The sequence below is a fragment of the Candidatus Magnetobacterium casense genome, assembly GCF_000714715.1.
GTDB classification, from domain to species: domain Bacteria; phylum Nitrospirota; class Thermodesulfovibrionia; order Thermodesulfovibrionales; family Magnetobacteriaceae; genus Magnetobacterium; species Magnetobacterium casense.
The window spans coordinates 15,066-27,423 of the sequence record NZ_JMFO01000007.1; the positions used below are offsets into that span (position 1 = coordinate 15,066).

Sequence of the window (12,358 nt, forward strand, 5' to 3'; positions counted from 1 at the left end):
ATTTCTGTACCCGCATAATATGGCACTGTTAGTTATGCTTAAGCAATGTGTCCACGTTTGAATGGAGTGCTACCAGATGCTAAAAAACAACCCTCTATGCTACACTAAATCTATATGGAAACACAGACATTAGAGAGAGACCTTGACTTGACTGAGATCATCAATGGGGTGGAAGTTATGGGGCCTAGTCCGTTTGGAAAGCATCAGGATGTTAGCAGTAATCTATACGACCTTATACGTCAGCACATAAAAAAGACTAAAACAGGTAAGGTTTTTTATTCCCCGCTTGACGTTATCCTCAAAGAAGGTGAACAAAGATTACAGCCTGATATCTTGTTTATCAGAAAAGAGAATATAGATATCTTTCAAGACTGGATACGGGGTGTGCCCGATATGGTTTGTGAGATAGTCTCTAAGGGGTCAGTTACTAAAGACACTGTTACCAAGAAAAAAATATATGAACGCTATAAAGTGCCTGAGTTTTGGATAGTCCTTCCTGAATTTGAGACCATTGAAGTATTTATTATCGAAGGGGGCGTATACGAGCTTTTTTCCACATCAGAGGGAGAGGTGATCGTCAAGTCCAAGGTCATTGAAGGGCTGGAGATAGACATTAAGGACGTGTTTGGTGACTTCTCTTTTTAGGGATAGAGGATATTTTACCGGATGAGCCAACCTTTGGCTCTATATGGCAGACTTTAAATCCAACGAACGTGAGTTCACCGGGCAGGTCGTATTGTGGCTCAACGAGTCATTAGGGGAGGAGGGATATCCCTTTGAGGTGGTCTCATCGGAGGCCTCTTTGAGGGACGCGGAGGACAGTACGCTGTTTCCCGATGTCATTGTATGGCTAAACAGGCAGTCCCAACAGGGCTTTTGCGGCTGGGAGTTAAAGACCCCCTCCACGGCAGTTGATGACCGGGAGCTGCTTGAAAATGCCGCACGGAAGGCCAGGGCAATCCACGCCGATTACTTTGTTACGTGGAACATGGTTGAGGCCATCATCTGGAGAACCCCTCTGTACCCCGATCAAATGAGCAGGGAGCACAGGTTAAAGACCTACGCCCCGATAACCGTGGTAACAACACCCGACGACCTCTGGGTGGAATCCAAAAGGCTGCTTCTGAGGGCAAAGGCGAAGGAGATATTAAACGACCTTGCAACCCTTAGCAGGGAAGGACATCTCCACCTGATTGACGTTGACTCCACATACTTTGTCTACGAACTCTCCAAGGCCGTAGAGACCCTCAGACCACTCATGCACCGGTCATTGATAACGGAGCTCGGCAAGAGTACCGCCTTCAGGGAAGGGCTCTTTGATTGGGCGGTTAAACAGGGCATTGCCGCATATGATGCGGGGGATGTCTTTTTTGAGACCGTCTCAAGACAGATCGTATACAGACTCCTGGGAAAGATACTCTTTTATCTCACTTTGTATCGGTTTCGTTCAGATATACCCAGGTTTGACCTGCGTGCGGATGAATCAACCAGGATAGACTCCAAGCTCAGGGAATACTTTGAGATTGCAAGAAGGATAGACTATCAGGCAGTGTTTGAAGAGGACTTTTCCGACAAGGTGCCATTTCCACAGGATGGCGCTGAAACACTGATCAACCTGGTTACAGACCTCAACCGCTACAACTTTTCGCGTATGCCCCAGGACGTGGTGGGCAATGTCTTTGAGAGACTGATACCGCCACAGGAGAGGCACACACTTGGACAGTATTTTACCAACGAGGCCCTTGTAGACCTCATTACGGCCTTTTGCGTCCGGTCTGTGACAGACAGGGTACTGGACCCCACGTGCGGTACGGGGACATTCCTTATCAGGGCCTACGACAGGCTCAGAAATTTTGGAGAGAGAGACCACAGAAGGTTGCTCAGTCAGATATGGGGGGTCGATATTGCGCGCTTCCCCGCCGAGCTTGCCACGATCAATCTCTATAGGCAGAGGATCGAGGACTACACAAACTTCCCGCGCGTGATATCGAGGGACTTCTTTGAGATCAAGACCGGTGCCATATTAAGATTCCCGCCTCCGAGGCCGACTATCGGGGATGATTTTATGATTGACGAGGCCATACCGACCTTTGACGCCATCGTGGGCAACTTCCCCTACATACGGCAGGAGCTGATTGAGAAACGGATTCCGGATTACAAGGATACCATCGGGAATGTTTTGAAGATAGAGTATCCCGAGCTGTTTAACAATGGAGGTATACGGCTTTCAGGGCAGGCGGATATCTATGCCTACCTGTTTTTCCACGCAGCAAGTCATCTCAGCAACAACGGGAGGATGGGGATTGTGACGTCCAACTCCTGGCTTGATGTTGCCTACGGGTATGAGCTTCAGAGGTTCTTTCTGAAGAGATTCAAGATAGTGGCCATTGTTGAGTCCCGTTGTGAGTCGTGGTTTGAGGACGCGGCGGTTAACACGGTCTTTACGATCCTTCAGCGTTGTGAGAATGAGAATGACAGAAACGACAACAACGTCAAGTTCGTAAAGCTAAAGAAACGCCTCAAGGAGTTAATCCACTGGGATATAAATAACCCTACAGACCGATGGTGGGGGCTTAACTGGCTGACACATATGATAGAGAGGGTCGGTTCTGAATACTATAAGCTCCATGAACAGAGGATTGTAAACACCCTGGAGGGACATGTTACCTTTGAAAACGATAACTTCAGTATAAGGATAATCAGACAAAAAGAGCTATCTGACGGTGTAGAAAGCTCCGGTAAGACGGTCAAGTGGGGACAGTATCTCAGGGCGCCGGGGGTTTATTTTGAAATTTTGCAGAGGTGTGCAGATAAGCTGGTAGCGTTGAAGGAAGTGGCGAATGTGACAAGGGGAATTACAACTAATAATGTTAAGTTTTTTTATTTTAAGAAGGATATTATTGATCATTGGAGTTTGGAGAAAAATTATGTTGTTGGTCCTATAATCTATACGCCAAAAGAGGTTCCAGATATTCTTATAGATACGAGTTTGTTAAAGAGGTACTTGTTTGTTTGTAACGAAGAAAGAAAAAGATTAGCAGGTACAAGTGCACTAAAATATATTAAAGCCGGAGAACTAAAGAGGTATGACGCCTCTCTAACCTTTAAAAGTAGAGATGATTGGTATGGCATTGGTGAAATAAATGAAGAACCGTGCTGTTTGTATTATGCAAGGCAAGATGTTAGCTACAGAGTGATTTTTAATCCAGATGGCATTATCGCAAATGACAACCTTTATCGTATAACGCCACGAGACAAAGATAACAACAAGCTTCTATGTGGGGTGCTTAACTCTACGCTTTTTTATTTAGAGATAGAAATAAATGGCAGAATAAATCTTGGTGATGGGGCATTAAAAATTCAAGTCTATGAGGTTGAAATTTTACCCATTTTAGATATTAGTAACATCTCTAATAACATGAAAGAGTCTATCCTGAAGGCATTTGAAAAGTTGATCAGTCGTCCGGTTAAGTCCATCTTTGAGGAGGTCAAACTCAGGGATAGACAGGCCCTTGACAGCGCCGTGCTCGAGGCCCTCGGACTTGACCCCAAGGTCTATCTCAAGCCCTTGTATGATGGCCTTACGGGGATGGTCAGAGAACGGATCGAGCTGGCCAAGTCACGAAAGAGGTCCAAACAGGCAAGGACCACACGAGATGTTGAGAGCCTTAAAGAACAGGTCATTGAAGAGGTCATCCCCTATGGCCTGAAGAGATTTCCGGAGGGGTTTGTTGACCCCAAAGACCTTAAGGGTGTCAGGGAGATATCGGTGGACAAGGGACCCTTGAGGCTCGGTTCATACTTTATGGGGCAACAGGAGGTCGTCTCAGAGGGTGGATTCAGGTACGTTGCAGCGAGCTTGCATGAGGCCAGGTTTATTGTCTATGCCCACAGGCCGAATTCCTTTATCATAAGAATTCCAAAGGAGCCACTTGTTATAGCAAAGGCAGTTGATGACTACGAGCGATATCTGACAGACCTCAAGGCAAGGCTCTTTTCGGCGTTCCTTGTCAGGACACACGACCATAAACAGTCAGAGGCATTGGTGCAGCAAATGTTTCAGAGGCTTGGGTTATAACGCATTTAGATTGCGTGCAATACAAGAAAAAAAAGCTGCGGAGTCGCCCCCTTCTTTCTCCAAGGCACCCACGACTTTTTTATGCACCCCGACAACGACAATTTACGACGTTGACAAGATGATTGCAATCAGGTTATAATATCACATGATGCCGGCAAGGAAGGATTATGGGACTTATATAAAGATAGCCCTGTTGATGTTTTTCATCGTGATGACTGTCAGACCGGTTGATTTCAGTCTTACAAGAAGCAGCGATATGACAATATCCTTCACGCTCGACATATGCAACATCTCAAGTACTGTAGTGCATTCAAAGGCGGACATGCCTTTTATAAATGAATGTCTGTACTTTCTGATAATAATGCCTATCTGTGTTTTTATTGCATTAGAAAAGGTTTTCAGATATTTGGTTATAGGCTTTCCCATTGAGCACCCACCTGAAGGCCGCCTGAAAGCCGGAAGATAGGGAGATTAGCGGCATCTATGGATTTCACAAGTCCCTCAATGGCAGCCTTGGTCTCAGCCTCCCCGTGGGTGTTGCCTTCGTTATATGCCAAAGCGTCAGGGGAGGGCTGTACACCTTACAGGGATTCGTGGGTATCGGCTATGTGTCTGACGATACGGCCTTCTATCATGTAAATGACCATTTCGGCTACATTGGTGACGTGATCGGCTATGCGTTCGAGGTTTCTGGAGATGTAGGCCAGTTTGGTTGCGTGGACGATGGCCTCGGGGTGCTTTGTCATGATGGCCATCAATTCGTCTATGATGATGTCGTTGAGGTCGTCTACTTCGTCGTCGCGCATGATGACGTCCTTGGCCAGGCGCTTGTCTTCGTTGACGAAGGAGTCGATGGCATCCTTGATCATACGTTGTGCGACCTCACGCATCCGGGAGATATCGTCATAGGTGTTGTTGAAAGGCTCATTGCTGAGTTCGACGGCTCTCTGGGCAATATTTACGGCATGGTCTGCGATCCGTTCGAGGTCTGTGGTGATCTTCATCCCCGTGGTGATAAAGCGCAGGTCCTTACCTACCGGTTGGCGGCGGGCGATGAATTTGATGCACGCCTCATCTATATGGACGTCGTAGGTATTGATTACGTGGTCGTTTTTGATGACCTTGTTGGCCAGTTCCGTGTCCCGCTCCAGAAGGGACCTTACACTGTCCTTGATGGCAGCCTCAACCAGAGAGGCCATCTTCAGGAGCATATCCTTTATTGCCCTTAGTTCATCATCCTTTATTGACATATGCCTAAAATCTCCCTGATATATAATCCTCTGTGAGAACGTTAGAGGGGTTTGTGAATAAGAGGTCTGTCCTGCCAAACTCCACCAGCTCGCCGAGCATCATAAAGCCAGTCCAGTCCGATATCCTTGCGGCCTGTTGTATGTTTTGTGTGACAATGACGACCGTATAATATTTCTTGAGGCTTGCGGCAAGCTCTTCTATCTTCGATGTGGAAACGGGGTCGAGCGCCGATGCAGGTTCGTCAAAGAGCAGCACCTCCGGTTTGACTGCCAGTGAGCGAGCAATCACAAGTCTCTGCTGTTGTCCGGCGGAGAGACTGTAGGCACTGTTGTGCATCCTGTCCTTGACCTCATCCCACAGCACGGCGTGTCTGAGGGCCGTCTCAACGGATTGGGCAAGTTCGTTTTTGTTCCTGACGCCCTTTAAGCGCAGTCCGTAGGCAACGTTTTCAAAGACAGTCATCGGAAACGGCGTCGGCCTCTGGAATACCATGCCTATCTTGCAGCGCAGTTGGATGAGGTCTACGGCGCTGGAGAGGATGTTGGTGTTGTCGAAGTATATCTCTCCTTCGTAGCGGCTACCCGGGTAGAGGTCGTGCATCCGGTTAAAGCATCGCAACAACGTGGTCTTGCCACACCCCTCAGGGCCGATGAGCGATGTTACCGCTTGCTTGTAGATAGGCAGGGAGATGCCCCTGAGGGCATGGACATCATCGGAGTAATAAAACCCCAACGATTTCACATCGATTACCCTCTCAGATTCCATATCTGAAAACCTCTCTGACATAATCACTTATCATAAGCAGTAATTATATCATAGAGTACAAAATAAAAGCATATTTTTTGCAACTGGCAAATAGTCAGGATTAATTTGTTCTGTCTGAACAGGATTTTTTTAATGCAAGAAAAAAGTTCAAGACTTTCTTGTTTGAGATATGTTATGATTATCTTTGTGCGATATTACAGGCGCCGGTTGGTGACGCTGTTGGTTGAATGCAGTTGGGCAATGGCCCTGCGCAACAGGAGGGTGTGAACCCCGTCAGGTCCGGAAGGAAGCAGCGGTAAGCATTTATTCTGTGTGCCGCAGCAAGTCTTTGCTCGGCTGCATTGAAAAAACAGACGTCGGTGGACCCCCCCCGGCATCCAGGTCCGCCCCCGGTAGGCAGGTCCACCCCGGTTGTCGGAGTGCCAATGTGCCACAACAGTAGGGCACCACTGGGGGAACCAAATCCCCTTGGGCTGCAGAATAGCGGAGAGCTTTATAACGTGTTAAGGAGAGCTGATTGTCTTACTTAGTGCTCGCCAGGAAGTGGCGACCGCAGTTTTTTGAGGACCTCGTTGGGCAGGATACAATAATCAGGGTGCTGCGTAATGCCTTGCTGGAAAACAGGCTGGCACACGCGTATCTGTTTTCAGGTCCCCGTGGGGTCGGCAAGACCTCCGCTGCCCGCATACTGGCAAAGGCCCTCAACTGCGAAAACGGTCCCACACCTACACCATGTGGTAACTGTACCTCCTGCCAGGCAGTGCGCGATGGCTCCTTCATGGACGTTATCGAAATAGACGGCGCCTCAAACAACAGCGTGGACGACATCCGTGACCTACGGGAAAAGGTCAGGTATGCACCCTCCGGTTCCAGGTACAAGCTCTACATCATCGATGAGGCCCACATGCTCTCTACGGCAGCCTTTAATGCCCTCTTAAAAACCCTTGAGGAACCACCCCCGCACGTCATATTTGTCCTGGCCACAACGGCAGCCAATAAGATAATCGCAACGGTGCTCTCCCGGTGCCAACATCTGCCCTTTAAGCGCGTCCCCTCCGCACAGATCAAGGAGCGCCTTATGGTGATCTCAAAGGCCGAGGGGTTTAACATCACATCGGAGGCACTCGACCTCATCGCCAGGGCCGCAGATGGCGGTATGAGAGACTGTCTCACCCTGCTTGATAAAATAGCCTCTTTCACCACCGACATAACGGCCTCCGCCGTGAGAGACCTCCTGGGGATTGCAGACCTCTCCAATGTATCTGCCATTGCCAATGCCATTGTAACGGGTGACAGGGTACAGATACTCCGGATAATCGACACGCTCTATGAGGGAGGGGTTGACCTGCGGGGGGTTGCATCCGAACTTACCGTGTTCTTAAGAGACGCCCTGGTCCAGTGCGTACACAATGCCCCGACAACTGCCACCACAGGACTTTCTACCACCGTGGACGTGGAAACCCTGACCGTCATCCTGAACGAACTGATAAAGGCACATGCCACAATAAAGACCTTCTTTTCACCACGCATCGCCCTTGAAATGACGCTGATAAAGCTCAGTCTCCTGGGTTCGCTCAAGGGTGTGGAGGGCGTCATGGCGGACTTGCTCCAGAGGGCCAGGCAGTTGGGACCTCTACCCGCTCTGCCGTCAGCCGGACAACAAAAGACCATAATATCAGCACCAATATCAGTACCAAAGGCGCCGGAGCCAACACCTCCTCCCCCCCCTGCAACTGCTGCCGCTTCCGACAAGGACACAGGACCAAACGACGTCCTCCTCAGTCTGATACCATCTGAGCAGACGCCCCCGCCGGAGATACCCGCAGAACCACCACCGATGCCGCCATCAAAACCTGTTGATATCGGGCAGGATATCCCACAACCCACACAGCCAGTCAGTGGCAACAACCTGTGGCAGGCCCTGATTGAGGCCGTTACCAATGTCAGCGATCCCCTTGGCGGGAGACTCAATGAGGCAACCTTTGACATTACCGAAGACAATCTCAACGTGTATTTTTCGGGTGGCAAATTTAAAGTCCATGGCGAAGCGGCTAAAAAAGGCAAAACAACGATAGAAACCGTAGCAAAACAACTCACGGGTAAAAAATATAAAGTACATGTAAAGGAGGGTTCCCCCGATGGTGCATCAGTCCCGGAGACAACCGCCGTCACGGTTCAGGACGCCCCTCTCCCCCCGGTCAGGGACCTAAAGGCCGAGGCCATGGCAGACCCCGTCATCAAGGAGGCCCTTGATACCTTCGGGGGATACATCGTGTCGATAAAGCCGATTGATAAATGACAGAGAACATGTTTAAATACAAAACAACAAATCTTAAGAACAAAAAGGAGAATACATGTCAAAGAAGATGCTAGGCAATCTCATGCGTGAGGCCCAGAAGTTCCAGGAGAAGATGACCAAGCTGCAGGAGGAGGCGAGTCAGACCACGGCTGAAGCAAGCTCCGGCGGTGGAATGGTCAGTGTCGTTGCCAACGGCTCCGGCCAGATAGTGTCTATAACGATAGACAAGGAGGTGGTCAATCCCGACGATACCGAAATGCTCCAGGACCTGATAATAGCCGCCTGCAACGAGGCAATCAAGAGGGCTCATGAAGGCGTCCAGGAAGAGATGTCAAAACTGACTGGTGGAATGCAGTTACCCGGTATGCCGGATATCGCAAATCTGTTTGGGAAATAACAGGAGAGATACCAAGTTCTCTCCCAGGGAGCATAAACCATGTCTGAAGGCATCATCGAGACCCTTATAAGCGAGCTGACGCGACTACCCGGCATAGGCCGTAAGACTGCTCAAAGGCTGGCCTTTTTCATCCTCGCCATGCCCCCCGATAAGGCCAAGGGTATCGCACAGGCAATCATAGACGTAAAGGACAAGGCCGGGTTTTGCAGACACTGCTTTAACATCACCGAGTCTGACCCCTGTGCCATCTGCCGCGACAACTCACGCGACACCAGCCGCATCTGCGTAGTGGAGGAGCCGGCCAATATCATCGTAATAGAGCGCACGAACTCGTACAAAGGTCTGTATCACGTACTGCTGGGGGCACTTTCACCCATTGATGGCATCACACCCGACAAACTCAAGCTCGACGAACTCGTAACCAGGGTCAAGGGTGGCAGCATATCCGAGGTAATAGTGGCCACCAATCCAAATACCAAGGGGGAGATGACCGCTCAGTACATAGCCGGTCTGCTTCACCCCCTACAGGTAACGGTAACACGTATTGCCTACGGCCTTCCCATGGGGGGCGACCTGGAGTTCGCCGACGAGGTAACGCTTAAAAAATCCCTTGAGGGCAGAAGAAAGATGTAACACACGGGGGCAGTGGGTACGCCATTTGGCCCCTTCTTTTTAGCCGATCAAACTACTGTCTCTCTGTAGCAAGTGGGTGTAAATTAATCATCTGATGTTGACAGCAAAAAAGAAAGGGTGTGTGAACTAAGACGTTAGCGACACTTTGCAGGTATTCTACATAGGCATTTCGTTTATGCTAAAGATGGCCATGAGCATAGACATCACGATGAACCCCACGACAACGCCCATTATAAGTATCATGGCCGGTTCGACGATGCTTATGAACCTCCTGACGGTTGTCTTTAGGGCCTTTTCGTAGGTATCGGCTACCTTCAGGAGCATCGTATCCAAGTGCCCGGACTCCTCACCGACCTTGATCATGGATATGGCCAGGGCGGGAAAGACGTTGGATGCTATGATAGGCCCCGTGATACCTTGTCCCTCCTTGGCGCCCTTTATGACGCCGTCTATGGCCTGACGGATTACCACGTTGCTGACGACATCCTTGACGTTGCGCAAGGCATCCAGCAGGGGCACACCGCTCTTTAACAGCGTCCCCAGGGTCCTGCAAAACCTTGACGTCTCAAGTCGCACCACGATGTCCCTGAAGACCTTCAGCATTAAGGCATCCCATGAGTTCCGGCCCTCCGGTGAGTTGATGTAGACCCTGAATAGAAATATAATCGTTGCAATCGCAGCAACGATTGCCCACCAGTAAGCGATCATAAGGTCGCTGATCTTTAACAGTATCTGGGTTGGCAGCGGGAGAGTCTGACCGAGGTCTTCAAAGATCACCGAAAACTTGGGTATAACATACGTCATCAGAACAACAACCGATGCCCCGCCGCTTAACATAAGTATGATGGGATAGATCATGGCCGAGTATATGTGGTCTTTGAGCTCCTTTGAGGTCTCAAGAAAGTCGTTGAGCTTGAGCATGACAGAGTCAAGGACGCCCCCCAGCTCCCCGGCCCTGACAATGTTGACGTACAGACGGGGAAAGACGCTCGGGTGTTTCATGAGTGCATCGGAAAAGGAACTCCCCTCACGGATGTACCTAAGTATCGAGGAGATGACCTCCTGCATGGAGGCGTGTTCGGATATCTCACTGAGTATGCCCAGCCCCCTGTCCAATGGCAGACCCGCACCCAGGAGCGCCGATAACTCAGTCGTAAAGGTCAGAACCTCGGAGGCGGCTGAACGCTTTATCAGCTCCATCTTTTTGCCTGCCTCTGCCTTCTTGCCCTCCCTGCTCTGGGTGATCTTAAGGGGTATGAGGCCGGAATTTTTCAGGGACTCCGCAACCGCCCTCTCATCGGCGGCATTGATCACCCCTTCGGTGAGTTCCCCGGTGCGGGTGGTTGCACGATATTGGAAGACCGGCATTGTGTTTCCTTACACCTCTTGAGTGACTCTCAGAATTTCGGCGATAGTGGTCATGCCCTTGCTGACCTTGTCCTTGCCGCTTTCCAGCAGGGTTCTCATACCGGCGTGGCGTGCGGCATTTCTGAGTTGTGCGGAGTCGGCATTGGCCATGATGAGTTTTCTGACATCGTGGTCGATGGTCATAAGCTCAAAAATACCGGTTCTACCAAGGAATCCGGTGTGTGAACAGTTATCGCATCCCCTGCCCCTGAACAGCCTTGCCTCCGCACCCAGACCAATCATGGCAAGCTCCTCCGGTGTGGCCAGAGTATCGTCGGGTTCCTTGCAGTGTGGACAGATCATGCGCACAAGACGCTGGGCCAGCAGTCCCCTCAGCGTGGAGGAGAGCAGGAAGTTTTCCACCCCCATGTCTATGAGCCTTGTGATGGCGCTTGGGGCGTCGTTTGTGTGTAGCGTGGAAAACACCAGATGCCCCGTCAGGGCCGACTGTATGGCGATCTCTGCGGTTTCGAGGTCCCTGATCTCTCCGATCATTATGATGTCGGGGTCTTGCCTGACGATGTGTCTGAGCGTGTTGGCAAAGCTCAGTCCGATCTGCTGCTTGACCTGTATCTGATTAACCCCGTTGAGGTGATACTCGATGGGGTCTTCGACGGTGATGATCTTCTTGTCTTCGGTGTTGATTTTGTCCAGGGCGCCATAAAGGGTGGTGGTCTTGCCGCTACCCGTAGGACCGGTGACCAGGATTATACCGTGCGGCTTCTTGATGAGACCGTTAAAGGTATTCAGCAGGTCAGAGGGAAACCCCAACCTGTCAAGGTCTATGACGATGGACTCCTTGTCCAGGAGCCTCATCACTATGCTTTCGCCATAGAGCACCGGGATGGTAGAGACACGGATATCGATCTCCTTTGCGGCAATCTTGAGCTTTATCCTGCCGTCCTGGGGCAAACGACGCTCGGCTATGTTGAGCTTGGCCATTATCTTTACCCTGGAGATGATGGCAGGCTGGAGTTTTTTGGGAGCCGATTCCACGTCGTGCAGGACGCCGTCTATGCGGTAGCGCACCTTCAGCTCGTTATCGAAAGGTTCTATGTGGATATCGCTTGCCCTGCCCTCGATGGCTCGTGTAATCAGGAGGTTGACCAGCTTGATAATCGGGGCCTCCGAGGCCAACCCCTTGAGGTGATCGACGTCCTCGTCATATTCCTCCTTGAAGTCGAAGGAGGCATCGCCAACGCCAATGTTCTCTATTATCTTGTTGACGGTGGCCTCTTTGCCGAAGAACTTGTCGAGGTAGTCCTTGATGAGATTTTCATCGGCACTACAGACATCGATTTCGTGTCCCGTGGCCACAGACATGGCATCTATGACGTCCATATCCCAGGGTCTTGCCATTATAACGCGCAACCTGTTGTCACGCACATCGCAGGGGATTATGAGATTACGATTCAAAAACCGGGAGCTTATGCCATCAAGAACAAGGGGGACCTTTGGAAAATCACTGACGATGACCACAGCACTGGTGTTGACCCCATTACCGGTTAATTGCTCCTGCATTGGGGGT

General features: G+C 50.3%; 10 protein-coding genes and 1 other RNA gene. 6 read left to right on the forward strand and 5 right to left on the reverse strand.

Annotated features, from left to right (window positions below):
• Positions 1-114: 114 nt before the first annotated feature.
• The gene (locus Mcas_RS05585) at positions 115-645 is read left to right on the forward strand and encodes a Uma2 family endonuclease (RefSeq protein WP_040334543.1); all 531 of its coding nucleotides are present in this window, start codon (positions 115-117) and stop codon (positions 643-645) included.
• A 43-nt stretch (positions 646-688) separates the two neighbouring features.
• Positions 689-4,078, forward strand: a complete 3,390-nt coding sequence (locus Mcas_RS05590; RefSeq protein WP_040334544.1) for an HsdM family class I SAM-dependent methyltransferase — start codon at positions 689-691, stop codon at positions 4,076-4,078.
• 174 nt (positions 4,079-4,252) lie between these two features.
• Here the strand turns inward: Mcas_RS05590 and Mcas_RS05595 are convergent, their stop codons facing one another.
• From Mcas_RS05595 to pstB, 3 genes are all read right to left on the reverse strand, one after another.
• Positions 4,253-4,504 carry a hypothetical protein gene (locus Mcas_RS05595; RefSeq protein ID WP_040334545.1) on the reverse strand — a complete coding sequence of 84 codons (252 nt, stop codon included), beginning with the start codon at positions 4,502-4,504 and terminating at the stop codon, positions 4,253-4,255.
• 155 nt (positions 4,505-4,659) lie between these two features.
• Complete coding sequence (gene phoU, locus Mcas_RS05600; protein WP_040334546.1) at positions 4,660-5,328, reverse strand: phosphate signaling complex protein PhoU; 669 nt, start codon at positions 5,326-5,328, stop codon at positions 4,660-4,662.
• Positions 5,329-5,332: 4 nt separating this feature from the next.
• Positions 5,333-6,094: a phosphate ABC transporter ATP-binding protein PstB gene (gene pstB, locus Mcas_RS05605; RefSeq protein WP_081853636.1), complete on the reverse strand. Its 762-nt coding sequence runs from the start codon at positions 6,092-6,094 to the stop codon at positions 5,333-5,335.
• Positions 6,095-6,331: 237 nt separating this feature from the next.
• On the opposite strand from pstB, the gene ffs reads away from it, so the two are divergent.
• The 4 genes from ffs (at position 6,332) to recR (ending at position 9,423) form a co-directional block, all read left to right on the forward strand.
• Positions 6,332-6,429: signal recognition particle sRNA small type (ffs, locus tag Mcas_RS17445), an RNA gene on the forward strand.
• A gap of 182 nt (positions 6,430-6,611) precedes the next feature.
• Entirely contained in the window at positions 6,612-8,393 is a 1,782-nt protein-coding gene (dnaX, locus tag Mcas_RS16345) for a DNA polymerase III subunit gamma/tau (RefSeq protein WP_081853637.1), read from the forward strand.
• Between the two features lie 55 nt (positions 8,394-8,448).
• Positions 8,449-8,790 (forward strand): YbaB/EbfC family nucleoid-associated protein, encoded by a 342-nt coding sequence (locus tag Mcas_RS05615; RefSeq protein WP_040334548.1) that lies wholly within the window; start codon positions 8,449-8,451, stop codon positions 8,788-8,790.
• 39 nt (positions 8,791-8,829) lie between these two features.
• The gene (recR, locus tag Mcas_RS05620) at positions 8,830-9,423 is read left to right on the forward strand and encodes a recombination mediator RecR (RefSeq protein WP_040334549.1); all 594 of its coding nucleotides are present in this window, start codon (positions 8,830-8,832) and stop codon (positions 9,421-9,423) included.
• Positions 9,424-9,579: 156 nt separating this feature from the next.
• Here recR and Mcas_RS05625 read toward each other — a convergent pair whose 3' ends face one another.
• A complete protein-coding gene (locus tag Mcas_RS05625) occupies positions 9,580-10,791 on the reverse strand; it encodes a type II secretion system F family protein (RefSeq protein ID WP_040334550.1) in 1,212 nt (403 codons plus the stop codon).
• 9 nt (positions 10,792-10,800) lie between these two features.
• Positions 10,801-12,351, reverse strand: coding sequence for a type II secretion system ATPase GspE (gene gspE, locus Mcas_RS05630; RefSeq protein ID WP_052566899.1), 1,551 nt, complete (start codon positions 12,349-12,351; stop codon positions 10,801-10,803).
• Positions 12,352-12,358 lie beyond the last annotated feature (7 nt).

Bases quoted from the DNA above. Each gene is read 5' to 3' on its own strand.
- Mcas_RS05585 (WP_040334543.1), top strand. From the start codon at position 115: ATGGAAACACAGACATTAGAGAGAGACCTTGACTTGACTGAGATCATC.
- Mcas_RS05590 (WP_040334544.1), top strand. From the start codon at position 689: ATGGCAGACTTTAAATCCAACGAACGTGAGTTCACCGGGCAGGTCGTA.
- Mcas_RS05595 (WP_040334545.1), bottom strand. From the start codon at position 4,504: ATGGGAAAGCCTATAACCAAATATCTGAAAACCTTTTCTAATGCAATA.
- phoU (WP_040334546.1), bottom strand. From the start codon at position 5,328: ATGTCAATAAAGGATGATGAACTAAGGGCAATAAAGGATATGCTCCTG.
- pstB (WP_081853636.1), bottom strand. From the start codon at position 6,094: ATGGAATCTGAGAGGGTAATCGATGTGAAATCGTTGGGGTTTTATTAC.
- Mcas_RS05615 (WP_040334548.1), top strand. From the start codon at position 8,449: ATGTCAAAGAAGATGCTAGGCAATCTCATGCGTGAGGCCCAGAAGTTC.
- recR (WP_040334549.1), top strand. From the start codon at position 8,830: ATGTCTGAAGGCATCATCGAGACCCTTATAAGCGAGCTGACGCGACTA.
- Mcas_RS05625 (WP_040334550.1), bottom strand. From the start codon at position 10,791: ATGCCGGTCTTCCAATATCGTGCAACCACCCGCACCGGGGAACTCACC.
- gspE (WP_052566899.1), bottom strand. From the start codon at position 12,351: ATGCAGGAGCAATTAACCGGTAATGGGGTCAACACCAGTGCTGTGGTC.